Origin of the sequence: Robertmurraya kyonggiensis, from assembly GCF_005116465.1 — a bacterium.
Classification (GTDB): Bacteria; Bacillota; Bacilli; order Bacillales; family Cytobacillaceae; genus Robertmurraya; species Robertmurraya kyonggiensis.
In genome coordinates this window covers 197,121-221,806 of the sequence record NZ_SWBM01000006.1, presented here as the reverse complement: position 1 = coordinate 221,806, position 24,686 = coordinate 197,121, and the positions used below count along the sequence as shown (strand labels likewise).

Below are 24,686 nucleotides of genomic sequence, written 5' to 3'. Positions count from 1 at the left end.
ACATGCTACACTCCCCGCTCGGTTTCCCTTACGGATAAGTTGGCTGATGATAGGGTAAAGATTGTGATATCTCCCTACTGCTTTGCTAAAGCAGATTTCCTAAATGCCCTTATGGGCGCACAACTTCTCGAGGATGAACAATCGAAGCATTTAAACTTCCGATAAATATGCTTTTCCTAGCGATTACCTGATTTTTCGTGTTTAAATATAACGCCACAAAATGTTCTTGTGTATGAAATCTCATATCCATAAGAATGTTTGCTGCATCCTCTGGACTCCTTATTACTGACCTAACAGCTGTTTCTTGAGCATAAACTCGTTTCCCTAACTCTAAGCCCGCAATAAGAATTTCAGCTTTCCTCTGTGTCAAACCACTTATTTTAGATGTTAGAATTTCAACAGTTAATCCTTTTAAACCGAAGTTACTTTTAAGTTCCAAAATTTCATTCACTACTTCTTGTAATGGATGATTTTTCGCTCCAGCTCCTAAGATAAGTTGAAGTAGCTCTCCTTCATTCAGAGCATTAAGTCCCCCATCTAGCTCATATAACCTAGCTTGAGTTTCCCTAATCATTTCAGTGTCATTTCTTGTTAAAGTAGTTGTCATTTGTAACATAATAATTTCCTCCTAAGTGTGTATGTAATTGAATTAAATTAGATTTTTATTAGTAGTGCATTAAAACATGTCGGTTACCATTGATTACAACAACAAATTTCCAACAAGTTTCATACACTTCGCGAACTATCGTAGCCAGTTGGCCATAATAATTCACGTTTTCTCCTAATACAATCGTCTCTAATGGGTACATAATGTTTCCTCCTCGTATAGTAAAAAAGACAACAAAAAAACCGCCATATAAAAAGCAGCTTCCTTGTTGTCATATTAATTAAAACCTTTTAGGGAATATCAATGATTTTCGGTTTGTACGACAAATGGAAAAGATCATCTAGACCTTTTGCTACATTTGACGGCCACATCGCAATCGCCACTTGAATTCCTAAAGGTTGTAATTCGTTTTTAGCCTCTTTCACCGCATTCATCACATTTAGACCAACCGTATCTTCTTTATTTTGTGCATCAGCATCAAAAGCAAAGATAACTCGTTTGGGCTTTAAATGTTTCGTCGGTTCTAGTAAATATTTCCACTGACCTACTCCCGCTACTTGTAAATGTAGCTTTTTCGTAAAATCAGCAGCAATATCACCCTTTAATGGACCTTCTCCCCACCATACTTCCTCCACTTCCATGTGTTGATGAATGTCACCCTTGTGGAGCGTCCAGTTCAACAATACCTGGATTGGAACAGCTGTGTGATAAGGTACAGGGTTTCCTATTTCAGCACCATTGTAAATACCTTTTTCGGGATTAATAGGTGATGAAAACCAACCGTACTTCGGACCTAATTGAATTTCAATAGTTCCTAGTGGTGAGGTTAAAGGCAATTGCTCCCGATTCGCCTCTCCAAGTACTTCCCCGGTACTCTTTTGAATGATGGTGAAATTATTGTAATCTTTCATTTGGATACGTAAATCTCCATCCGCCTTAATCAGTTCTGGTCTTTCATCGTACATGACTTGAAAGCCTTCAATTTGATTATGGATATTTCGGAATGGGATCATCATACCCGCTCTCCCAACCATGCTCCAATAAAGACCATATTGCCCCTTCATTTCTGCGAATCCTGGAACACCTTCCAAACTTCCAACAGAACGTTTAATGGCCTTGGTTTTTTCATAACGTGTCTTTTTGTCCTGGACAAAAGTACGGTAAGACCTTATCTTTGCATACTGAGAAGATATTTTCCTAACCTCTTTTAAATGTAGAATGTGTTGCTCTTGAAGAGGCAACTCTTTTAACATTTTGCTGTAAACCTCATGTAAACGGTCTGTAGGTGCTTTTTCTGCAGCTCGAACAATAACCTCACGAGGTTTGTACTCAACATTGTTAAATTCACGCAATTTGCCATTATCATATTCAATGGTAATTCCGCAAAGTTCACAAATTTTCTCCACCGTTTCAATAAACTCTGCACCTTTCGGGTAAGTGTCTGATTGATTCACACGGTAATGGTAATAACTAATAGCGTCTCGTCCACCTGCAACACCAGCAAAGTCCTTCCAAATTCCTTTAGTTGGGTTAATGCCGACTGAAGGTGTATTTTCTCCCTCATTACGATAAGTAAAGTGAGTTTGCCCTACTTTTTGAAGTGAGTCTCCTATCTGCTCTGCAAGAAAGAGAAGATCTACTTCTTTTGCCTTTTGAATAGTAACATCCGAAATTCTTCCCATCTTATCCCTCCTAATGTGTGTGCTAAATAGTTTAAAAGAAAACAAAAAAGCCCCCGGGAGAAAAAGACACACGTATCGTGTAATCAATTCCACCCGTAGGGCTTGTAGCTTCAAGGTCAGGCTCAATAGAGCAAATAAAAAATAATATAATTTTATTCTACTAAAGAACCATTGATTTCGCAAGGATATTCAATTCATTTCATTATTAATCCAATCATTTAAACTAGTAATAATCACTTTATAAAATGGTTTGATGAAACTATTTTATAAATAGATCAGCTTTCCTTACCTGTTTCCGATTTTTTTCAGAAGACATGTTTTTAATTATAGAGTTCAATCTTCCAAAGTCTGAGGGTCTACACCAATATTTTTTAATAATTCTAATACACCAGCATGATTCTCAAGTAGACAGACGGAAAAGTCCTGAATTCCTAAAAATAGAATATCATCTTTATAAATATTGTAATGCCAGAGATCATTCACCCCTCCCTCAAATGAGGGAGAAGTGTATTTATATATCAATTTCCTAGCTTCAGAATCTAGACTGCCCGATATAATAATGCTGTTATCCATTCCGTCCCAAGGTTTGATTGTAACATTTCTCAAATTCTTAAATTCCTTTTTTCCTGTTATAAATCGATTATCTTCATCAAGTTATCCTCCGTAAAGATTATATCGAACTTGTTACAATGATTTATACAAACTTCAAATATGTTTTTCCATTCCGACTCCGATGTAATGTCATGAATAACTATAACATCCTTCATTTTTTATCTCCTTAACTAGAAAAATTTGTAATAGTTCGGTTGGTATTAATATAAAACTGTTGTGTTAATTCTGGAAATATCTCAGGAAAAATACTTTTAAACATATAAATTTTTATTCTATAATCACCTGCTGGTAGATCAGATGTACTAATGTTCACTGTATTTCTATATTCATATTCATATATGTTATTAACTGAAAGTCTTCTGATAAAGGTTCCCATAGTGCCTGTTTTTACAATGGTACCTACACTATTTTCAATAGTAAATCGAGGTACTTCATTCAAAATGTCCAAATCTAAATCACTATTGTTTCCACCTACATCTAATGTTACCTTAAGCGTATCGTTTGCAGGACTAACATATAGGGTGTTTATATTCTCTACATTGTCAATACTGGTTTCAGTTAAAGTTGGTAGGTCAGAAATCGGAACGTCTTCCTGAATTGAATCATACAGCCCATCAGCTGTCTCTTCAATATACCCAGTCAAATCATTACTAGGTTGAGCCTCCGTTATATAGTCAGCTTCGGTATATACTATTTCTCCATCTGGTATCGCATCACTTGGGTACACAGGTATAAAGCTAGTGATGAGCTTATAGATCATTACAGCAGCTGCAGAAAAAACAGCAATCAACGTAAAGTTATCATTAGGTGAGATTGCCTGAGCAAATGATTTCATAGCACTAGTTGCTTTAGAAACAAGGGTGTTCCATGAGGTGGCACATTGATCCATTACAGTCTTATTTTTCTTGCTCTCATAAATATAAATACATGATTTATTCTGTTTTTTATATTTTACAACATGATAATTTGCTATTTCTTTAGCAACTCGATTATTATATGAATTTAGTTTATCCACGTGCACATTTACATGGGGAGTATTATTACGTGGGAATTTTGGCCCTGCCCACCCTTTATGAACATTAGTTATGGAGACTACCAAATTATCTCCAAATCGCTTAGATTTCCAAAGTAGACCTGCATTTTCTGCTGAAGTAAGGTTTGGAGCTACTAGACTAAACATTAGTATTACATATATACTATGGGGTAAATTTAACTAATCAGTGTTGTCCTGAATAAAAACCCTGCATTTTGAAAAAAGATTGATTAAAACCACCTGATTTTTATCGCTCCTAATGTCACGGCATATCTAGTGGTATAAATTCTTTAATGCAATGTGACTTATTTCGATATAATTCAGGCCCGAGCTGCTAGAAAGCATTCAGATATTCATTCCATATCTATTATCGGTGCCGTCATTCGGGAATAGTACAACTGTTTAAAAAATGTAATAACTTTCTTCAAAACGGTAAGATTTTTTTTACAAATAGTACATTATTATTTCAAATATACAATACCAACACAAGTACCTCGACACTCTCTTACCCAAATCTTTATTCTAGTGATTCTTTTTCGTTACAATATTAAAAAAACCCTTTGGCTGAATAGTAACTAAAGGGATTAAGTATGTCGTTTTCAAAGCTTAAACGACTATATTATTTGTTAAATAATTTCTTTATTCATAGATATCATCTTTTTTTAAATAGCTGTTTTACTTCTTCAATTTTCGTTTTCCGTTTTTTTCTTCTTTCCGCAAATATTTCTTGCTGATCTCTCACTCGTACTGGCTGTGCTCGATTCTTTAACTCCACAATTTTGTTGTTCTGATTCATTTCGATCACCACTCCAACGTTTTGTTAGACATAGGTTTCCCATTTTTTGAGTAGAAAATACAAAAAAAGAGCATAATTAGTAGATATTACTAATCATGCTCTATATTTATTACGGTTTTATAGATTAATTGTTTAATTTTGTCTTGCGTTGTTTGATATGTGACCAGCTCTCGGTGGGTGAGTAGTGCCATAATAGGATCCGCTACCTTTTAAGATGGTTCTTACCTCTGCATGGACAGAATTTATTTGAGCTCTCCTTCGTTTACGACGGCTTTCAAATATCTCCGATTGTTCCCTAACTGGTACAGCTACAGCACCTCTGCTATTTGCCATGAGTTCCATCTCCCTTCCCTAGACGACTAGTATTATTATAAACTATTTGGCACAAGCCATGAAGCATACTATATATTACTCTTTGATCAATTATATCATCTGTTAACGCCAATAGATAACCTTTTTTATTAACAGAAGGTACAATTTGCAAAGAAATAATCCATGTTTCACTATTATTATACCCTACATTAATTCGGTATGAAACAATATGATATCCTTCTTTTGGCTCGATTTTAAATAGATTATTCTGCTTAGTAGCAGCAGCGACAGTCGATTGTACCCAAGGGTTGTGATGATTTCTGGTTAGGTCAATTGTCAGAGGGTTCTGCCCCGTAGTTCCTTCATCTGCAATACGAGTTAATACATTGCCATTTTTCTTATAGAGTGAGTACCCAGCAATTATTTTCAAATCTGAAAAATTGCATTTACCTCTACCTATACGATGTAAAATGATATGTAAGTCATGAAAGAGTTCAACTAAATATTGAATTCCATCCTCGTACCATTTTATTTCATCTTCCAGACCTTCAATAAGTTCGTTATACTTCTCGATCGCTAACTCCTCTTTAGATCGGAGCTCGTTAATTTCATCTCGAAGTCGTTCTTTCTCCTCTTTGTACTCTGTGGTAATAACATTAACAATTTCTAGTTCGTTTTCTTGCTTGGTCAATACTCCATTCACATATTCAGCTAACCCTTGATAAGAAATGTTTTTATCGTGAACTGAATGATTAAGCAAATCAAATTCATGTTTCCTTAAAGCTTTATACGCTTTTAAGTAAAAATGAGGGTGAGTTAAGTTTAGCATCCTAGTTAAAGATATTGGAATCATAAGAGATAGTAGTATTACAACCGCTCCCACTAGTATTAACAAGCACCAATACCATTCCATCCCTTGAAAAAAGGACACCGCACTTGCAACAACTCCTCCAATTAGAGGAAATGTTGATAAATTAACAATATTAACTTCATTTACCTTCATAATAGGTTTGTAAAAAGTCTTCAAATCTTTTAATAAAAGAATGATAGCTTGTCCAATCCAATGAGGTGAAACGTCTGCCCTAGATTCTTGATTCTTAAATTTTTCAAGAATTTTATCCATACTAGGAGCAACTCTGAACAGGAAGCTATGATAATTAGGTTTGTTGTCACTCATAAAATTTACCTCCTTAATGTGTAATTTAAAAACAAATTCATCCTGCTATCTCATAGCAGCGTAATAAAGATTGTATTTCATCAGACAAATTAGGCTCGTCCATTCAAATCCAATCAATCGCCTTTTTTAAGGATACCATTTCATGATATGGATATTCTCCTTTTTTTAATGCGTTTTGTACCTTAATGTCATTTAGCAAATGCATACATTTTCTCCTCCGTCAGTAAAAAATCCCCATGCAATCGTAGCAACAACTGGCGATACATATTTCTCTAATTCTTTCTTCGTATAGCAAACAAATAATTCATGTTTTTCTTCAGCAACTTTAAATGAAGATGTTGAATATCCGACTATAGATTCCTGAGAAACACATATCATTTTCACATCTCCACCGTTTTCGACATGTAATTCTTCCACGGATATATCACTACCCGCTTCAACTGTTTTCATTAATGAAATAAACATAATCTTTCCTCCTTGTTAGTAAGAAATAAAAAGAGAAGATAGCTTAAAGCTTCCTTCTCTTTCAAAACTATTTATTAAGTAAAATGGAGATTTTTTCTTATGGAATATCAAATCCCCCTGGTTTATCGCACTGGCAAAAGTAACCCAAATTGTGTTGCGCCCTCAACTTCCGGACGAACCAGCATCGGCTTAGCTACTCCACCAAATTGCAATCTAACCTTTTTACTACTCATTGAATTTAATGAGTTCATTAGATAATGAACATTTAGCTTGAGCGATATTCCAACTCCCGCTTCATCAACGAATAATTCCTCAAATATCTTTGTAATGTCCGTTTTCCCTTCAATCGTTAAGGTAGGTAAAGTACCTTCTACTACGGAAAACCTAGCTATCTTTTCCTTAGGACCTAGAGCCGTTTTTGAACGGTCAAGAGCCTTTAATAGTTCATCTTTATGTAGAACTACCTCACTCTCAAATTCTGACGGAATCAGTTTTGTTACATCAGGAAAGGTACCATCTAGTAGACGAGTTGTAAACGTGATTCCTTCAGTTTTTAAAGATAGTTGATTTTGAGAAATAGAGAATTCTACTTTTTTTTGATCTGCGATCAATGTAACTAATTCATTAACTGAAGTTTTTGGTACCACCACATTTTTAAATTCCTCTGTTGGAGCAATAATAGGTACTGCATTAGCAGCTAAACGAACGGAATCCGTCGCAATTAACGTAAGGTACTTACCATTTGATAGGATATGTACTCCTGTTAAAATTGGACGTGCTTCGCTTTCCGAGCAAGCATATACTACAGCTGAAAGTGACTCAGCAAAAGTCGGCCCCTCTACTTGAAAAATTGTTCCTTCTTCATAAGCAACAGCTTGTGGAAATTCGTCCACTGCATAAGTGCTAATACCATATGAACTTTTCCCCACTACAATATCCATTTTCTTATCTTCAATGACAAGTTCAACATCCCCTTTAGGAAGTTTCTTTATCATATCTAAGAAAAGTTTCGCGGGTACAACAAAATCAATTTCTCCTTCGGTTTCTGTAATATCAATTGCGTCTACTTGAACAGATACCGATTCGTTCATAGCACGAACCGCAATTTTATTTTCCTTTGCATTTACCATTATACCGGACCTAATTGAATCAGGCTTTTTAGATGCGACATTAGCAGCTCTTCCCACTAAATCAATAAATGCTTGTGTTTCCTTAATTTTAATGTTTGTCATTTTAAATTCCTCCTAAGTGTGTGTAAAAAATAGTATTGTTTTTTAATAGCTTCATAGAACGCAAAAAACCCTATTAGGGGCATAATCCTTCCAAGGATAAATAAATGCCACCCAATAGGGTTTAAAATTTCAACGTCAGGCTCTAAAGAGCAATTAAAAAACAATATAAGGCTATTATACTATATGAATAAAAAAAGAAAAATAGTGTTTTTACAAAAGGAATGCTTCTTCCCTTAATGGACTATTTTTCTCCTTATTTCTAATTTTATATGTAGTGTTGTGCACGTTTGTCAAGTTAGTTTATGACAATCCTAAAATCCTATGATATCCTTTCTGAAATGAATAAGATCCAACAATGGAATTATAGAACGATCATGATACTCACCAATTAATTTTTCTTCTTTAAGAAGCTTTTCGAGGTTTAATGTAAAACGAAAGAATCCAACCAGATAAAATGATAAGTCTCTAGCATTGTGTAAGTGATTAGGAATGTTTTCTAACTCATCTAGGATTTTAAAAGTAATAGTTCTATGTAAGACTGGATTTATCTCACTTAGATTGCTGTGGCTAAATGTCCTCAACTTAGTTAAGGAGCTTCCTAGTAAATTTAAACCTACATTTTGTAAATACTTTAAATCTTTATCTTTAAAAAAATCATCATTTATTATTGTGTCTATTTGGCCATTACTTAGTTTATTATGGTAATCCGGTTCAAGGTATTAAATATTATCCTATAAAACGGCCTCTACATTAACTTTCTTTTGTGAATCTCCTAATAGAAAATCCATCTCCTCAATTTATCTATCAACATCCTCTTTGGTTATTACAGATCTAATACTTGAACAATCCAATTTCTTTTACTCCTTACCATACTTACATTTCAAAACTTTTACCCAAACGTACCGAACGTTTAAGCTATTTTCCCTCTTTTTCTATTATTTTACTCTACTCTTCCCTTGCTTTCAAAGATTCTTAAAGTTTATTTTTTCAAAAAAGAAAGGAGCTTACGCTTACGTTTCGGCTGCAACTTCTCAAATAATTCTTTACCAAGAGCCAATTTTGCCATTTCGGAGAAGATAGCATATAAACCTTCAACTTCTTCTTCGTCTAAGTATTTCCAAACACTTTTACCGTCCATTAACGCTAATTTCACTTCCTCCAAGTGAGGAAAATGAAACGGAGATTCACTTACATGATAAGCCTCTTTTAAGTCTTTGTTATACTTCTTCTCAAGTGAATCATTAGAGTGATTACAAAGAAGGATAACTTTTTCATTTAATTTTTGGTCAAATAAATATCGAACAACTCTATGCTGACTAGCTTTTATTCGAGCTGGATCAAATTGGGTGGAGATAAATATTCGGTCGGCTTGACGTAATATTAGCTTTTCATGTTCTTCAGTAATACCAGTCGATAAATCATAAATTAGAATAGGAATTTGTCTAGCATATCCTACAAGGTAAGCCGACTTCATTAAATCCCATTTTTTTAATTCTGTTTTAGGGTTCTGAACGATATATGTAACCCCTTCAAGATTAATACTCATCCCCTTTACAATTTCTTGTTCAGAATGAATAAGTTCATGCCAACTTTTCCAGGATTCATCGGTATGCATTTCTCCATTAATTTGTTCAAACCATGTAGATTCTGCATATGGACTTTCCAATATTCCGACTTGTAGCTGAAGATTGGCCAGATATTCTGCAAACATTTTAGCAATAGTTGATGATCCACTACCTTTAATCCCGCTACTGAATACAAAAAGTTTAGGTTTTACTATCAATTGTTGATAAACAGGAACTTCTACCTCAACAACTTTACCTTCTTGTGGGATAGCCCCTTTTTGTATAATTGTTTCTGCTTGCTTTTCTTCTTCTTCACGTTTTTTCTCTTTTAATGTTTGTGAAACCGATTCAATTTTCCCTCTAAACTTTTCAATATGCTTATAAGAGGGTTCTCCTAAGATTTGATTTATATAACCTTCTGGGAGTTTCCCCTCATGAAAAATATCCGTAATATTATAAGTTGTTAATTTGGTTAAGAAAATATCATCAATACGACGATCACATATGAAAACGATGCGAAGGTTATAACTAAAACGTCTGATTTCCTCTATTACCGCTTCCCATTCTTCATCTGAGTCCTCTTTATTTTCACTTTCTCCGATTAAATCCTCACCAATTATTACAATTTGGGGAGCCAATTCATTTACTTTATTGATTAATGTACGCCTGGTCGTTACCTTTGCAACTACTTTCGCGCGTTCACCTTTTTCGAGGTCATCTTTAATAAACTCATCTAAATGCTCGTCACCACTTGCTAAGATAACTTCCTTTCTTTCCACTCTTCAACCCCCCCATTCGTCACATTTTCCTCATCGATAAAGATTTCTAATGTACTTCGAAATTGTTTAAATTGTACCCTTTTTTCTAGATCAAACCCATCATAAACTAAACGCAATATGTGGCTCCAAACGTTCTCTGAAACATTAATATCGCCATTCTCCATTTTAGATATGCTGCTTCGATTAATCCCAATCTCAACTGATATGTCACTTTGTGTTAAACAGAGCATATTTCTAAAATGTGCAATACACGCACCCTTGGTCCTTGGTAGGAACATATTTAATAAAATTCCTTCTAACTCCACGTTGATGTTTCCTCCTCTATGATAATACGAAAAAAAGACACAACTCTCCCGTCATTAAGAGAATTGCGTCTTCCGCCAAATTTCTTATTATAAAATCAATAAAATGTAATTTTGAATGTAATTATTATACAATAATGCACCATAAATTTGAATAGTATTTATGATGTTCGTGTGGCTTGAATAGGAGATAAAGACTATTCATGATATGAATACAAGGCTTGCAATATTAACTTATATATATCGTCCTCACAAGACACAATATAATTAGCGATAGCAAGCTCAATTACGTCACCAAGAGTCTTATGCTTTAGAGCTGCTATCGTATTAACGACTTCCTCTTCTACCCGAAAAGTGATATGTGTTAATACTGAGCTAGGCCCGTGAAGGTCTGTGAATTCCTTTAAGATCGTTTTAAATCGGTCTTGATTAAAGACATTATCTTTTACTTCCGGATAGGAGGAGCGGTCGAGATTTCCTTTTAAGTCATGCACCATTTTAGTGATAAGCTGATTAAAGCTAAAGAGACTTAATTCTTGTGTACGATCAACACCTAATTGTTGAATCAGTAGAGATTTTAATAAAATATTTTTCTTATCACTTAGCAGTTCAGAACACACTTGATAAAGTACACTATACAACGGGCGAACTTTATAGGTTTTAGATGGATACATAGTTATTACCCCTATCATCTTGATTCAATGTTTATTGATTGCTAGTATAGCCAATATTCCAATTTTTACGATCCATTTGGTAAGATGCCCTCCATAGTTATCATTCTTGCAAAAAAATCGTTATTATCGAAAAGGCTCATTTTTCACTATTAAATTTTATTATTTTTTATCGTTAATCATATGTACGTCTGTATTAGTCTCTTTATTGTCACCGAATATAAGAACTAGTGTTATAGCTAGTAAGCAAGGAATCATAAATAATGGCGCTATAGTTCTTACAAAAGAAAACTTTGAAAACAACAGACCGAAAATGAGGGTAAATACAGTAAAAAAAAACACTGCCATTAATACTGATGATAACCTTGTGTGTTTAAATTATTTATTTTTCATAAAATTACCTCACTAAGGAGTACATTATTATAACTGAATAACACCTAAATCATCCTCCTCTTCGTTGCTGCTTTCTTTTGCACACTTAACTAAAGGGAATGTAACCTATAAGGGAAACTTAATCATTAGATAATTTTTTTTATTTCCATCAATTCCATAGTTCACAAATCCACGGTTTTCGTAATATCCCACTAATTTTTCTTTTTCTGCATATAAAACTAATGGAATTTCTAATTGAATCATAAGATTATCTAATTCCCTTAAAATGTTGGAGCCTTCTCCTTTCTTATATGAATGCAAATATACAACTTCTACTGCATGGACATATTTTCCGTTAAAGATCCTTCTCGTTGTCGGTGTTAAGTTATCACAAAACCTTAATCCAACCCAACTATTAAAATCATGCTTTACTAGAGTAATAATTCCATCATAGGACATTGACTTTAGAAAAAATTGCGAAGAGGTTTTATTAAGTATCCAATTAAGATATATTTTTTCTGATTTATTCTTGCACAAAGAGGTTGCTAAGAAGCTTCTAATCTTAGGTGAATTTATTTTCAAATTGGAGATAAATTTTGGTATTTTAAATAATAGTTTATAACCCTTATGCTCAATATCTGTTAGATTCATAATCACAGGCTCCTAATATATTTTTTTAGGTGATTTTGTTTCACTAAATTTTCGTTCAAGTGAAAACACTATCTTCTTGGAGGAGAAGTAACCTTAATGGCTAAAGTTATCATTGCAATTAAAATGACCGCTCCAAATATTATTGTTAGCATCGTTCCTGCAGTAGTATCACTAGCTGCTTGCCAAAGTTCCGATGGTGTTTCTCCAGTAATTATGTAATAAGCTAAAAGACCTGCGATGATTAAAACAATACAAATACCCCAAAATGAATATAAAAACACTCCCATCAAAGTTCCTCCTATTAACTATCCAAATTCGTAGTATTTTAACCAAGACATGTTTTATACTATCCAATGAAACATTTAGCTTATAGAGTTGGCCCCCTACTCTTCTATCAATAAGTTATCCTGGATTAATTTCTTGATTACCGATACCAAACTTCACTTCTTCCTGAATCATTTGCCTTAATTGGTAATGTAAAATTCCCGATACCGGTTCCTAATAAGTTGAATGAACGGAAGGTGTATGCTCCTTCAAATTCTACCGTAAATCTTCCCTGATGTTGAATCTGACCTTTCTGACTATATTTAACGGTAAACCCTTTATCTTCCATTCCATAGTCTTTGATGATTTGATTATAATGTGCTTCAACGCTAGGGGTCACTCCACCTTGAATTTCCGCCTCTTTCGTTACTTTCTCAACGATTGAATTAGCTTTATACGTCCATGTTCCGTATACAATTATATCTGGAATAAAAACCATAATGCTAAAGGATATTAATAAGAAAAAGGCAATCCCCACGGCACCTCTCATACTCTCAACCTCCTATACTACCACTGTCTAATATGATAAAGAGATTGGATAAGAACAGTCCTTATCCAATCTCTTTAATATTAGTTACTTCCCCAGCCTGCTGGATTCGTATTCGTACCGTTTACCCCATCATTAAAGAAAGTACCGATATCGCTAAAACCATCTTTCATGAATACTACAGCAATCCCTAGGACAATAATACCGATTACGATACCACCGTAAACTAAATACCCTTCCTCTGAAGAACCCTTCGCAGAAGTTTCCTCTTTTAAAAACCCTTTAACCTTTGATACTACATTCGATTTTGTTCCTTCTACTACTGCACCCATTTTTAATAATAATGTTGTTTTCATTTTCATTTCCTCCAATTTTTTGTTTGATTTTATATTTAAATTTTTGAAAACGCATCGCTAATCATGACAAATAAGAATGTCAAGATAATCGCCACCATCGGAAAGAGCATAGGTGTTATATAGTTTTGAACTTCATCTGGACGAACTTCTATCATTTCGTTATAAGCCTCTTCTTGAAGATCGTCCATAATTTTAATTTGCGAACTAATAATTTGATTCCCTGCAGCGGCATCCACTTTCATAATCTGTTGTAACGCTACAACAAATTCCTTCGCTTCACGTATACCTATTGTTTCAGCAAAGTCTTGATACGGTTTGTGACTAGATGGATAAAGCTCTATCTGTGTCACCATGTGATCGACAAATGGCCGTAATAAAGGACCTGCGTATTCCACTGATCTTCTTGTAGCATCAAACGCATTGTAACTTTGTAGTAATACCGCAAATGCCGATAGATACTCAGGCAACTCAATTTTCATTTGTCTTTCAAAATGTAATTTATGTTTTTTTAAATTACGTTTTGGCAAGATATATGCAAGGACTCCGAGCGGAATCGCTAAATAAAGATATAAATTCATATCACTTACCTTGTACAGAACTAGAGCAGCACCCACCATTAAAAGGGTAAGTATAAATCTCCTTACAATAAACCTGGTAACTGTTACATCCAGTCTAGCGTCTGCCAATTCACCTTCTAAATGCTCCTTATACTTGGTAAGGGAAGTCATTCTTTCTAAGAATGTAATTTGTTCCCTGACCCCTTTATTTACTTGTACCTTCTCCTCTTTAAGAAAGCCTTTTAAAACATAACGCTTGGATGTTCGGGTTTCCATAATAAGAAGAATGGTCTTATAAGCAAGAATGACGATGGAGAGTAGAAAGAGAACTTGTACACCTTGGGTGAAATAAATAAAGATACCCATTTTTCTTCCCCCTTTCCTCTAAACCTCAACTCGTTCATCTGAAGTTGGATCATAGATTTCCAATTTCTCTAGTTGTCTGTATGTAACAAAAATTAAGAGAAACGTAATAGCAAATACAATACTTGATGCAATATGATTCATGACTAGTTTATAGTTGTCCATTGATACGAAGATAAAAAGAAAAGGTGCTGACAAAATCAAAATAACAAAGGTACGCCATATCTTGTAATTTTGTCTATGAGCTGTCTGAAGACGACGACGATATTTTTCTTTATCTTTCATCTTAATGGCAACTGAACGAAGGGTACTGTTATCAGATGCACCATTCTCCATTACTACTGCTAATTGGTCATGAAATAATCTAACGTGTTTATGTTTATAACGTTTATTCATATTCTCAAATGCCTGTTTTACATTCTTACCATCTTGCAATTTAAGAATAGCCTCTTCTACATCATTTCTAATTGGATATTCCAATGAAGGTAAAATGGATTGAAGAGCGTCCTTAATATTATTGAACGTGCCAATCGAGGTAGTTAGAGCGGACATATAAATGGCCAATTTAGAATCTAACTCTTGAACATACTCTTTTTTTATTTTATGCAAGCGTATATTAGTTGCAATAACGCCCCCACCTGCTGCCAATGGCATAAGAAAAAGCAACGGTTGGAAATAAACTAATATAATGATTGCTCCCAATCCTGTACCTACAACGAATGTTGAGATAAACGATTGCTTTGTCATATTTACTCCATGCAACTTCGCTTCTTCAATAATGTAAGAGGGACTAACATATTCTCTAATTCTCGATTTCTCTAACCATTCCAGAAGAAAATTTGATGTTCCTTCATCTTCAACACGTAGAATACTGGACAGTCTTTTTCGCCTTCTTGAAAAAGAAACTTGCGATAATTGCATAATCGCTAAATACGCTAACACCCCAATGGCAATTAAACCAATAATCGGAATGACCTGTGACACAAGCAATCACCTACCTTAATAAAGATTCAGCTGGTGCCAAATGCTGAAGTTCTTCAAAGTCCTTATACGAATCACGTATCTTATTCCATAATTTTGGAGACATTTTGTCTACTTGAATATGGACCTGTGAAAGCTCATCAAATTGAAATAGAACATTTTCTATGATGTTTCCATCTACATAATCCACATATTCAGTAATTTGACTTATTCTACGAACTGTCCCGTACCTTTTCACGTGAACACCAATACCAAAACCTCTTATAATCCTTCTTCCGTAATATTCTGCAGGATGATTATAGGCTTCTTGACACAAATCAATAAAACGTAATATTGCGTCAGCTGTGGAATCAGAGTGAACAGTAGTATCAACAATGTGACCTGTTGTAGCGGCCTTCATTACATCAAAAGATTCCTCACCACGAGACTCTTGCAACATGATATAGATTGGATTTTGTCTCATAGCATTTCGAATATGATATCTATAACCAAATGTTCTTTTTTCATCATCAGATGCTTCACGATTCTTCCACATTTTGATAGGCTTATCAGGGTACAGTTCATCTAAATAAGTTTCGGGTACATCTTCAATCATGATGATATTAGAATTTCCACGTGTATACTTAGAAAAGTAACGTAACAACTCCGTTTTTCCCGTTCCAGTTGCCCCACTTATTAGATGGCTTTCAAAAGCAAATGTTGCTTTCAAAAACTCTATCATTGATTTATTGGCATAGCCGGATTTAATCATGTAATCCTCAGATAGACGCAATTTCTTTGAAATGATACGAATACTCATACTCGTTTTAGTATCCAAATCTTGACCTACTATATTTACACGCATATATGGAAATTGTGCATCTACTGAAGGCTTTGCCATTGAATAAGGTTTTCCAGAAGCAAACGCAAATCTATTACATAGATCTAAGTAATCTTGTTCACTATCAAACGTAAAATTAGTCTTATACTGCCCTTTATAAATATCATCCACCCAAATATTGTCCCACCCGATACATTGAATGTCCGTAATGGTATCTAATTCAGTTAGTGGTTGCAATACGTCCAATCCTGCTATTTTTTCAACAAGATAGTCCGTAACTTGGTCTAATGAATATTCAGTAATAAGAGTCGAATAATCAGTTAAAAAACCTTTACTTGAAACATAACTATAAATAACTTCTCTTAATTGCCCTTGTTTTCTTCGATTACCAAAGGAATCTCTTAGTAATTCACGGTATTGTTCTTGTGAAAGATATTCTTTGATATGGTCTGTAATTTGTTGGTTAATGCTATTGGACATTTTAATTTTAGGTTTTAATTGGTTTTGTTGAACCTTTTGGAATAACAACCTTTCCAGGTTGATAACGTTTCGCTCCTCTGTTACCAACCCATCATATCGAATGCTGTTTTTCATAGGATTTACCCCATCCTTCCAAAGAAACCACTGCGCTTTTTCGGTATAGCTGATTCAAACGGAATATTCAATCTAGCAGCTAACTTCTCTAAACGTTCACGAATTTCTACGGAGCTTAACTGAAGAGCAAATTCAGATTGTTGTCTCGCCGGATCATAAGGCACTAAAATGGCTTCTTCACTTATCAGCTGGAAATACTCATTCGGGGTTAACTCTGGGCTTGTCATATTTAAAATCGTTGACCATTTATCTTCTAAGTGTGAAATGTTAGGAGAAAGGAACTTATATGCGTTCTTATTTTCAAATAATCTTGTAGCATTCGGTGTAACAACATTGATAATTTGTTCACTGTTTGCAATAACTTCGAATCCAAAGATAGAATGAAGTTCTATCGGTAGATTCAAAATAATATACGTATATTTGGTTGTTTTCAAACTGTACAAAAACTTATCAATATACTCTTGGGCTTCCTTTTCATTGTCTTCCCCTTCATTTATTAGGGAGGGAAAACTACTTTCTTGGAAATTCATCGGAAGCGTTAGATAGTCTAATTTATCCGGTAATTCGGCATACACTCTTCTTAAGTCTCGATTCTCACTACTTAGGAGAATCTCTTTCGTCAAAATGTATGGCTCTAAGTCAAATGAACGTTTAAGAATTGTATCTTGAAAGAATTCACGCGCATTTCTTGTTACGTCTGTAATTTGAGTAGAAATCGCAACTGAAGGCTTTTTATAATCTAATTCAACGTACAACACCTTATGTTCATTCATGGCGAGCAATTCAGCAAACCCTAATGACAATGTTCGTTTTCCTTGTGAATGAGCTACTGAGTAAAAACTTAAAATTTCAGCCATTATTCTTCACCTTCATTTTGATTGGTTTCTTTTTCAAAGGACGATTCATTAATAAATGTCATAACATCACTTTGCTCTGTTACTTCTTCATTATTTGCTTGTCCTGTCGCAATCGGTACTACATCACCCAAGAGCTTTGCCTTATTTACTAATTCGTTTAACTCTACAGGAATTGCAAAAATATAAATTTTAGCAAGGGCATTCTTCTTTTCATTTGTATTCTCCTGGATTACACCTTTTTGGTAACCCTCTGGATCAAAAACGTTAGAAGCATCAGCGTCCTTTACCGATAACACTCGAACTTGCGACGCCAATTTTCCATACACCGCTTTTTTAGACTGACTTCCCGTTTCAATGAGCGAACGGAAATATAAATCAACTTCCGAATTCGGAATAATGCTGTTACCTAAACTCGTTTCTAAATCAACAAGTAATGGAAACGCAACTTCATTTTCTTTTAGTGAAAGGACCCCAGCGTCGGGCATTTCACTTTTTGGAATAATCTTATTGTCGTAAATAAAACTATTAGCTGGGGTTCCATACCCCGCTACCGTCCACTTTCCTACAACATCTTTCATATTCCTTACAGCATTCGTCGGTATTCCTTGTGTCGGAACTGTAATTACTTCTAACATTTCTTTTGTAATTTCAGTTCTTGGTGGAATATCAACTTTTGTCACAACAACATTCGCTTCATTGATTTCAGCTTTTATCGTGAAATTTGTATAAACCAATATCGAGACGATTAAAGCTGCAACCATTAACATTGATACCAATCGTTTTCTCCATAAAGTTTTCTTCATATTAGCCTCCGTATTATTTTGTTAATGCTTTCGATTCATAAATGACAATTTCTCTACTTCTTGTAATGGATTCATTAGGGGCTTGCTTTTTAGTAATTCTTGAAGCCATATCATTAAAAGGAGTATTAATAACCGTATATGAATCTACCGCAATCATTGGAGCTCGTTCAGATATTCGATAAATATTCACGTAACGCTCTCCTTCAAAAAAATCTGAGCTGTCTGCATACTGTCTTACGATTGCTTCAACAGCAATATCTTCATTGATTGTAATTTCTTCATTCACTCTTGCATTCCCTAAATTGATGGCCTGAGTCATTGCATTTCTTGTAGCATTTTCCACGCTTGTTTCATTATCGCTATCTGCAATACTGATATATTCAAATGATGATGTGAAAATAGCGAAGAACAATAACACCAGGAAAAAGAATGCACCTAATGTAAGCTTTGACATTCTTTCACCTCTTTACTTACTTGGTATTTGTACAGATTTGAATAATGAATCTCCAAGGATAATTTTATAATCTCGTTCCTTACTAAATTGACGAATCTCCTCTAACTTTTCAGGACTTAGATAAAACGTTTTAAAATAGTTGTTTACACTTACTTGTTTTGGATCACTTATCCAATTGTTATACCAATCTGCTAAACTCGTTATTTTAGTAGTTTGATTCAACCAATTCCATCCTGTTCCCTGTGGGAAAGGATTTTCCGGTGAAACTGAACGCTTTATAAAATCATCATTTCCGTTCGGATCTCCGACAATCGAACCTTCTACATCAATTACTCCTTGTACACAAGTGTTCATTTTATTCACTCCCACATTCGGTACCAGTGAATTAAAAATGTAATCACCATCAGGCTGTTCAAAACTTAAATACCACTTGCGTCCCCCGTCTAATATCGTTTCATTTGAATTTCGCTTAGGATGACTAAGGGAAGTGAATACATTTCCACTAAATTCTTCCACATACTTTTGCGGCTGCTTCCATGTCTTCCAACTATCCTTCGTATTTCCGCTAGTAGAGGTCGTTTCAATCGGCACCTCATATCCCGTTAGTTTCAAATTATTCGTTGTACTCGACCATGTTTTTTTTGTATATGGCATGTAATTCACCAAATCAGGCATGTAGCTTACTACTTTACTCGGCCCCTGCCCATTCGATACACTGTCTTGATTTATGTAGTGTGTCAAAATTGTATAATCAAAACCAAAGCCAGCCCTTCTCTTTAAATGTTCATCGGGAATTATAAGATCGGTAGTAACATATTCTCTAAAAATTTGTTGCCCTGATTCTTTGGAATTAACCGTCCTTACAATCCCTTCTGCTGACGAACTCTCCCCAGGACGAGCACAAGCATTAGGTGTATATTTCGAATTCACATAAATAGGTGTTGCTCTTACGTTGTTACTGAAAGTAACCTCTGATTTATTATGAAATGGAGTTCGATTTGGATTAATGTCTGCCTCAACATTTCCGCTATCTGTCAAAATCCAATCAAAAGTTAAAGATTGTGATTGTCCTTCAGACAATACAACCGATTGAGTCCCTTTCACTTTATTACCAAACTTCAAATTAACAGTAGTAGATAAATCTGAATTTACTCCTTCAAGAGAACTCAATCTGTCTAATTCACGTTGGTAATGATCAATCTCAGTTTGGAGAGTATTTATATGACATTCTGTATTGGCAATTTCCTGTCTCTTAGCAGTTAGCGCATTCAATAACGTATTAGCACTTTCAAAGTCATGATTATTCTGTGCGTTTTCTAAATCCTTAGTAATTTGCGTTTCTTGATTTCTCATCGTTGCTAATTGAGAAATAAGGGTATTTTTTTTGGTAGAACGTGTATTGATATCGTTTTGAATAGCTTGTCTTGCTTTCTGTCTTTCATTTGTAAAACTATTTCTTCTTACATCAACCTTTGTTTGGGTTTGTGCTCCTTTATCCACTGTTTTACCATCAATTCTTGTCACTTCTAAATCAACTTGATATGAATATCTATCAGCTGGTAGAACAGGAGCGGGGCAAGAACTATTAGCTGGTGGTCGGTAATTACTTCTATAGGAAAGCAAGGCTTGTTTTCCTGTAAAATCAAAGTATGCCGTATTTCCCCACCTTGTTTCATTACCATCCTCAGGAGTTTGTACACCATACCATATAGCCGTTTCACTTTCATCAACCGTCAAAGACCTATATAACTGATACGGAGTAAAATACTTGGTAGCAATTGTATCCACTGGTTGTCGGGGATACAATCTACGAATTACACTATCAGCAATCATTTTTAGCCAAGAAGGATCAATTCCACTATCGAGCGATATATATCCTTTCGAATATTGGGAATTATCGAATTGGAATGGTAAAATTAAAGGAGTCCAAACAATTTGATTATCAACTCTTTTAACCAAGAATAATACCCATGAAGCGGACTCATTAGGATTAGGGAATAATTCATTTACTGGCAAATATGCGTTAAAGCCCACATCGTCATATCGCATATTACAATCTAATTGATTGTCCTTTTTAACAGCATCAGCGGGACATTCATTATAAATACCACTACCAAGATTGTTATATTCAAGGTCTTCTGACGCTGACAAATTCCCATATGAATCAGCTCTGTATATTTTTACTGTGCCTAATCCACTCGTTCCAATTACTTTACGAGCAACTATATAGGTTGCATTGTTACTACTCGTATGACGTTTATAACCTTGAAGAACAGCCCAACCTTGAAAATTAGCATATCCTTGTTGTCCATTCCCAAAATTTCGAGAAGCAATACTAAAACCGCCCCGTGTAAACTTATTATGATACACATCGTATACCAATTTTTGACCTGTTCTCTGTTCCTGTAACTTATTACCAAATTTACTTGACCAATTCGACTGGACATTAGACTCAACATTATTGGGTGAGTAGGCTGCGTAAACTTCATCTGTATTAAGTGAAAAAATACTGGTTAGGACTACAATTAGACCTAACCAAGAAATGACTGCTCTTTTCACACCTAAACCTTCTTTCTTCTTAAAAACCTCCAATAAGCAAGAGCTCCTACAATCAATACAATTAGAATGACAGAAATTACATGCCAAATTACATTAGAACTCTTTTCACCCTTTTGAGATTTTATTTCCTTTTTTGGTTGCTCTTTTTCTTTATTTTGTTTTTCTTGTGTCTCTTCTTTTTTTACTTCCTCTGAACTTAATTCAGTATTTGACTCAGCCTTGTTTTCTTCAACCTTAGGCTCCTCTTTTTCTTGCGTCGTTTGTTTATCAACTACCGCCACAGAAGAAGAATCATTTTTTCCTGTATTGCTTTTCTTTGGAATCGTTGTAGACTGTTTTGAATCAGCAGGCTTTGTAGAAGGTGCCGGTGTAGTCTGCGATGGTGCAGGCTTAGTTTCTACTGGCTTTGATGGTGTAGGCTTAGTTTCCACTGGCTTTGATTGTTCAGGCTTCGGTGTTGGAGCTGGTTTCGGCGCATCTTTCTTCACTGTATTAACCGTTAGAGTTAGCGAAATAAATTCACCACTCGGTGGATAAATCGTATATTGTTGCCCATTAGAAACGATACCACTAACTAAACCACTAATATTAAATTGTCCTGTTGTTTGTGCATAGAATCCAGTTACTAAACCGTTACAAGCACCACTAGCTTGTGCTGGACTACCAGGTACATGTTGATCAGAAACGATAGTCATTGAACATTCTCCATGAGTTGGATCGTGATTCGCATCCGCAACTGTTGGCAATGCAATAACACCAAAGGTGAATGTTGCCGCTGTTATAAATTTTACGATTTTACTAGAAAGCTTCATTTGTATTTCCCCCTATGTAAATAAAATTGCTACAAATACTGAAAGAGATATCGGTATCGCTTCAGGAGTGATAATCATTTTTTTCGTAACCCTGTAAGATAAAAACGATATTTCTCTTTTCACCCTCTTCTTTATAAGAAGAAGTATTGTATGAATCAAGAACGAAAGTGTCATATACACACTTACTAATATAAGAACTATCAAGAACGGGGCAACTGTTGGTTTCATAAATTGCAAATACATAGATAACACCATTAACATTTTTATATCTCCTGCTCCTAGTTGAACATTCGGTATATTCATTAGTAAGATTCCTACTAATAAGATGATAATAAGAGCTACCAACATAAACGTTGCCATATCGTTAAAGATACCAACTATAAGAATCAATAACCCAAAAACTAGATGCCACACATTCTTTGTTTTCAATGTTCGTATATCTGTCCATATATTCACAACTAAATAAATGAAAAGAAGATATATTATCGAATCGGTAGTCATGACTACCACCTACTTTAATTATACTTGTTTTCCTTGTAACTATCAAGGTAATTCGGTCAAATTCAGAGGGAAATTTACAAATTTTTCAAGCGTAAGAGAGTCCGATTTTCCTTCTTATGAACTCTCAATCTTTTAAAAACATATACCTTACCTTTACTCTTCCTGGAATTACTCTTTTATAAAGTCCATATCAAACTTTTGAATCTCCGCCTTATACTCCTCAATTGGTTTAGCAACTCTCCACGCATGACGTAGATTATCAAGTAACTCATCCACCAAGAACAATTGCATAAACTCTTGTTCATATTTCGGATAAGATGAAACAAGTTGATCAATACCTTCCTCAGTGGAAATACTCCATACGACTACACTCTGAACGGAATCATTAAACACTTTCGGTAATGATCCATGTTGAGCTATATACTTACGGTAATAAGATTGTTTCTTTTTCATAAAGCGTAAAGGGTTTTGACCTTGTGTTAATCGTTCTACGATAAAGTCCATCTTCCCCGCTGGTGTATCTAATTGGAATACCGCGTGAGGCGGTTCAATTTCATTTGATAGGAATGGATGAAACGCAAACTTCTCTTTCTGAACAAGTCCCTTAATCAATAATTGAATTCTAATTTCATTAAGCGTTGGATAAAAAAGCTGTTCCTTAATCGCAGAAGCCATATGCATTGGATTAGGTACTTCAGTAATACCTAAGCAAAAACTTAAAAAGTTTTTCGCTGCAATCCCAATCGACCATACGTACTCCGTATCGTGAAAGTCACTCTTAATCTTCCATCCTTCCAACCAACCATTTTGCTGTAACACTCGCAATCTCGTTCCTAACTTATGGCCAATCATCGCTTTACTATATAAAAAGCGGAGTTGCTTTTCAGTTAGAAGTTTTGCGTTTGCCAATGTTACGGCAATATCAAGGTCAAGTTGTGATATCTGACCTGTCTGTACCCGATGCTGAATAACATCAAGATGAAGGTCTGGACGCCTACTCCATCGAAACATTTCAATTTTCGCAGTTGGATCATCAAGAAGCGGGACAACTCCTTGAGACGTTCTCCATATACTCATCGTTTATTAGAACATTCCAAAGCTACGTTGGTTTAGTAGATTCGCATAATTTGCCTCAACTTGCTGAATCGTAACTTTTCCACGTTTCTTATTCTTATCTAGGAATTTAATTGTCCCTTTACAAAGAGTACCAAGAGGAAGATAATCGTTATGCTTGTTGCGTAAGTTAGTTGTTAGATTTCCAATTAAGGAAACACCTTTAGGAAATTCGCAATAATAAGAGTTGAACCCTTTCGCTTGACCTGTTACTTTAAATGAAACATAGTCACCTACTCTAAAATGGTCTTCAATATTGACCCATACAGTATCTATTTCATCTTGAAGAACAGCTTTACGACTTAAACGGATACGATAATCCACTTTTTCTTCCGGCTTCTCCAACTTATCAATGGAGATGATGTTTGCTTCTACTACAGTTCCGAGTTGTAATAATTCACGTAAATTCTGCACTCGTTTGAAATCCCATTCTTCTGGAGGGACGATACATGGATAGCCTTGTACTTCCACAAAGACTAAGCCATTTTCATTAACACCTGTAACCGTACCCTTTACCTTGTCACCAATCTTTGCTGAATCCACAAATTGCTTGGCTACTTTTTCTAAGGCCTCGATTCGGCTGACCGAAACAATACCATCTTTAATTTCTTTGACGATGAACGGAATTGTTGTAGAAACAAACCCATTTAGACTCGAAATATTTCTCTCAACAAAATCTTCTTTACGAGCGTATACACTCTCACCTTGATATCCAATTACAACTAATTCTTCTTGTTTTCCTTTTACGTCCACCTTACGTATTGTTTCCACAACACCGTATTGTACCCATTTCCGGTCTCTACTTTCCTGTAGAATTTCTTGTAACATCGAATTCATTAATAATGCCCT

At 34.9% G+C, this 24,686-nt stretch carries 28 protein-coding genes; all 28 read right to left on the bottom strand.

The features are described from left to right. Window positions 1–109: 109 nt before the first annotated feature. Entirely contained in the window at window positions 110–616 is a 507-nt protein-coding gene (locus FA727_RS25460; RefSeq protein WP_434801666.1) for a JAB domain-containing protein, read from the bottom strand. Between the two features lie 49 nt (window positions 617–665). Continuing rightward, on the bottom strand, window positions 666–809 hold the full coding sequence (locus FA727_RS24185; RefSeq protein WP_158318935.1) for a hypothetical protein: 144 nt from the start codon (window positions 807–809) through the stop codon (window positions 666–668). Between the two features lie 88 nt (window positions 810–897). After that, window positions 898–2,289 (bottom strand): DUF3854 domain-containing protein, encoded by a 1,392-nt coding sequence (locus FA727_RS20205; RefSeq protein WP_136833295.1) that lies wholly within the window; start codon window positions 2,287–2,289, stop codon window positions 898–900. 333 nt (window positions 2,290–2,622) lie between these two features. Continuing rightward, window positions 2,623–2,895, bottom strand: coding sequence for a hypothetical protein (locus FA727_RS20200; RefSeq protein ID WP_136833293.1), 273 nt, complete (start codon window positions 2,893–2,895; stop codon window positions 2,623–2,625). A 172-nt stretch (window positions 2,896–3,067) separates the two neighbouring features. After that, the gene (locus FA727_RS20195; protein WP_136833291.1) at window positions 3,068–4,081 is read right to left on the bottom strand and encodes a hypothetical protein; all 1,014 of its coding nucleotides are present in this window, start codon (window positions 4,079–4,081) and stop codon (window positions 3,068–3,070) included. Between the two features lie 505 nt (window positions 4,082–4,586). Then, window positions 4,587–4,730, bottom strand: coding sequence for a hypothetical protein (locus FA727_RS24180; protein ID WP_158318934.1), 144 nt, complete (start codon window positions 4,728–4,730; stop codon window positions 4,587–4,589). 132 nt (window positions 4,731–4,862) lie between these two features. Further along, window positions 4,863–5,063 carry a hypothetical protein gene (locus FA727_RS20190; protein ID WP_136833289.1) on the bottom strand — a complete coding sequence of 67 codons (201 nt, stop codon included), beginning with the start codon at window positions 5,061–5,063 and terminating at the stop codon, window positions 4,863–4,865. Continuing rightward, the gene (locus FA727_RS20185) at window positions 5,053–6,219 is read right to left on the bottom strand and encodes a BAR domain-containing protein (RefSeq protein ID WP_136833287.1); all 1,167 of its coding nucleotides are present in this window, start codon (window positions 6,217–6,219) and stop codon (window positions 5,053–5,055) included. Before FA727_RS20185 ends, FA727_RS20190 begins: the two co-directional genes overlap by 11 nt. Window positions 6,220–6,411: 192 nt before the next feature. Further along, complete coding sequence (locus FA727_RS20180) at window positions 6,412–6,684, bottom strand: hypothetical protein (protein ID WP_136833285.1); 273 nt, start codon at window positions 6,682–6,684, stop codon at window positions 6,412–6,414. A 122-nt stretch (window positions 6,685–6,806) separates the two neighbouring features. Next, a complete protein-coding gene (gene dnaN, locus FA727_RS20175; RefSeq protein WP_136833283.1) occupies window positions 6,807–7,916 on the bottom strand; it encodes a DNA polymerase III subunit beta in 1,110 nt (369 codons plus the stop codon). Window positions 7,917–8,895: 979 nt separating this feature from the next. Beyond that, a complete protein-coding gene (locus FA727_RS20170) occupies window positions 8,896–10,260 on the bottom strand; it encodes a toprim domain-containing protein (protein ID WP_136833281.1) in 1,365 nt (454 codons plus the stop codon). Next, the gene (locus tag FA727_RS20165) at window positions 10,236–10,565 is read right to left on the bottom strand and encodes a helix-turn-helix domain-containing protein (protein WP_126410087.1); all 330 of its coding nucleotides are present in this window, start codon (window positions 10,563–10,565) and stop codon (window positions 10,236–10,238) included. The genes FA727_RS20170 and FA727_RS20165 overlap by 25 nt, the downstream gene beginning before the upstream one ends. Window positions 10,566–10,759: 194 nt before the next feature. Next, the gene (locus tag FA727_RS20160) at window positions 10,760–11,236 is read right to left on the bottom strand and encodes a hypothetical protein (RefSeq protein ID WP_136833279.1); all 477 of its coding nucleotides are present in this window, start codon (window positions 11,234–11,236) and stop codon (window positions 10,760–10,762) included. A 495-nt stretch (window positions 11,237–11,731) separates the two neighbouring features. After that, window positions 11,732–12,256 carry a hypothetical protein gene (locus tag FA727_RS20155; RefSeq protein ID WP_136833277.1) on the bottom strand — a complete coding sequence of 175 codons (525 nt, stop codon included), beginning with the start codon at window positions 12,254–12,256 and terminating at the stop codon, window positions 11,732–11,734. Window positions 12,257–12,324: 68 nt separating this feature from the next. Continuing rightward, window positions 12,325–12,543, bottom strand: a complete 219-nt coding sequence (locus tag FA727_RS20150; protein WP_136833275.1) for a hypothetical protein — start codon at window positions 12,541–12,543, stop codon at window positions 12,325–12,327. 137 nt (window positions 12,544–12,680) lie between these two features. Next, window positions 12,681–13,070, bottom strand: a complete 390-nt coding sequence (locus FA727_RS20145; RefSeq protein ID WP_136833273.1) for a DUF4320 family protein — start codon at window positions 13,068–13,070, stop codon at window positions 12,681–12,683. A gap of 80 nt (window positions 13,071–13,150) precedes the next feature. Continuing rightward, the gene (locus FA727_RS20140; protein ID WP_136833271.1) at window positions 13,151–13,423 is read right to left on the bottom strand and encodes a hypothetical protein; all 273 of its coding nucleotides are present in this window, start codon (window positions 13,421–13,423) and stop codon (window positions 13,151–13,153) included. Between the two features lie 35 nt (window positions 13,424–13,458). Beyond that, a complete protein-coding gene (locus tag FA727_RS20135; protein WP_136833269.1) occupies window positions 13,459–14,346 on the bottom strand; it encodes a type II secretion system F family protein in 888 nt (295 codons plus the stop codon). Window positions 14,347–14,364: 18 nt separating this feature from the next. Then, complete coding sequence (locus FA727_RS20130; RefSeq protein ID WP_136833268.1) at window positions 14,365–15,327, bottom strand: type II secretion system F family protein; 963 nt, start codon at window positions 15,325–15,327, stop codon at window positions 14,365–14,367. Between the two features lie 10 nt (window positions 15,328–15,337). After that, complete coding sequence (locus FA727_RS20125) at window positions 15,338–16,738, bottom strand: ATPase, T2SS/T4P/T4SS family (protein WP_136833266.1); 1,401 nt, start codon at window positions 16,736–16,738, stop codon at window positions 15,338–15,340. 5 nt (window positions 16,739–16,743) lie between these two features. Continuing rightward, complete coding sequence (locus tag FA727_RS20120; RefSeq protein ID WP_136833263.1) at window positions 16,744–17,595, bottom strand: CpsD/CapB family tyrosine-protein kinase; 852 nt, start codon at window positions 17,593–17,595, stop codon at window positions 16,744–16,746. Continuing rightward, window positions 17,595–18,398 (bottom strand): SAF domain-containing protein, encoded by an 804-nt coding sequence (locus FA727_RS20115; RefSeq protein ID WP_136833262.1) that lies wholly within the window; start codon window positions 18,396–18,398, stop codon window positions 17,595–17,597. Before FA727_RS20115 ends, FA727_RS20120 begins: the two co-directional genes overlap by 1 nt. Window positions 18,399–18,411: 13 nt before the next feature. Then, window positions 18,412–18,852 (bottom strand): DUF5411 family protein, encoded by a 441-nt coding sequence (locus FA727_RS20110; RefSeq protein ID WP_126410100.1) that lies wholly within the window; start codon window positions 18,850–18,852, stop codon window positions 18,412–18,414. A 12-nt stretch (window positions 18,853–18,864) separates the two neighbouring features. Next, complete coding sequence (locus tag FA727_RS20105; RefSeq protein ID WP_136833260.1) at window positions 18,865–21,444, bottom strand: hypothetical protein; 2,580 nt, start codon at window positions 21,442–21,444, stop codon at window positions 18,865–18,867. Beyond that, window positions 21,414–22,223, bottom strand: coding sequence for a hypothetical protein (locus FA727_RS24175; protein ID WP_158318933.1), 810 nt, complete (start codon window positions 22,221–22,223; stop codon window positions 21,414–21,416). The genes FA727_RS20105 and FA727_RS24175 overlap by 31 nt, the downstream gene beginning before the upstream one ends. Window positions 22,224–22,235: 12 nt before the next feature. Further along, the gene (locus FA727_RS20095; protein WP_126410103.1) at window positions 22,236–22,724 is read right to left on the bottom strand and encodes a hypothetical protein; all 489 of its coding nucleotides are present in this window, start codon (window positions 22,722–22,724) and stop codon (window positions 22,236–22,238) included. Between the two features lie 168 nt (window positions 22,725–22,892). Continuing rightward, window positions 22,893–23,801: a hypothetical protein gene (locus tag FA727_RS20090; protein ID WP_126410104.1), complete on the bottom strand. Its 909-nt coding sequence runs from the start codon at window positions 23,799–23,801 to the stop codon at window positions 22,893–22,895. Window positions 23,802–23,807: 6 nt separating this feature from the next. Next, a complete protein-coding gene (locus FA727_RS20085) occupies window positions 23,808–24,674 on the bottom strand; it encodes a S1 RNA-binding domain-containing protein (protein ID WP_136833256.1) in 867 nt (288 codons plus the stop codon). Window positions 24,675–24,686: the final 12 nt, after the last annotated feature.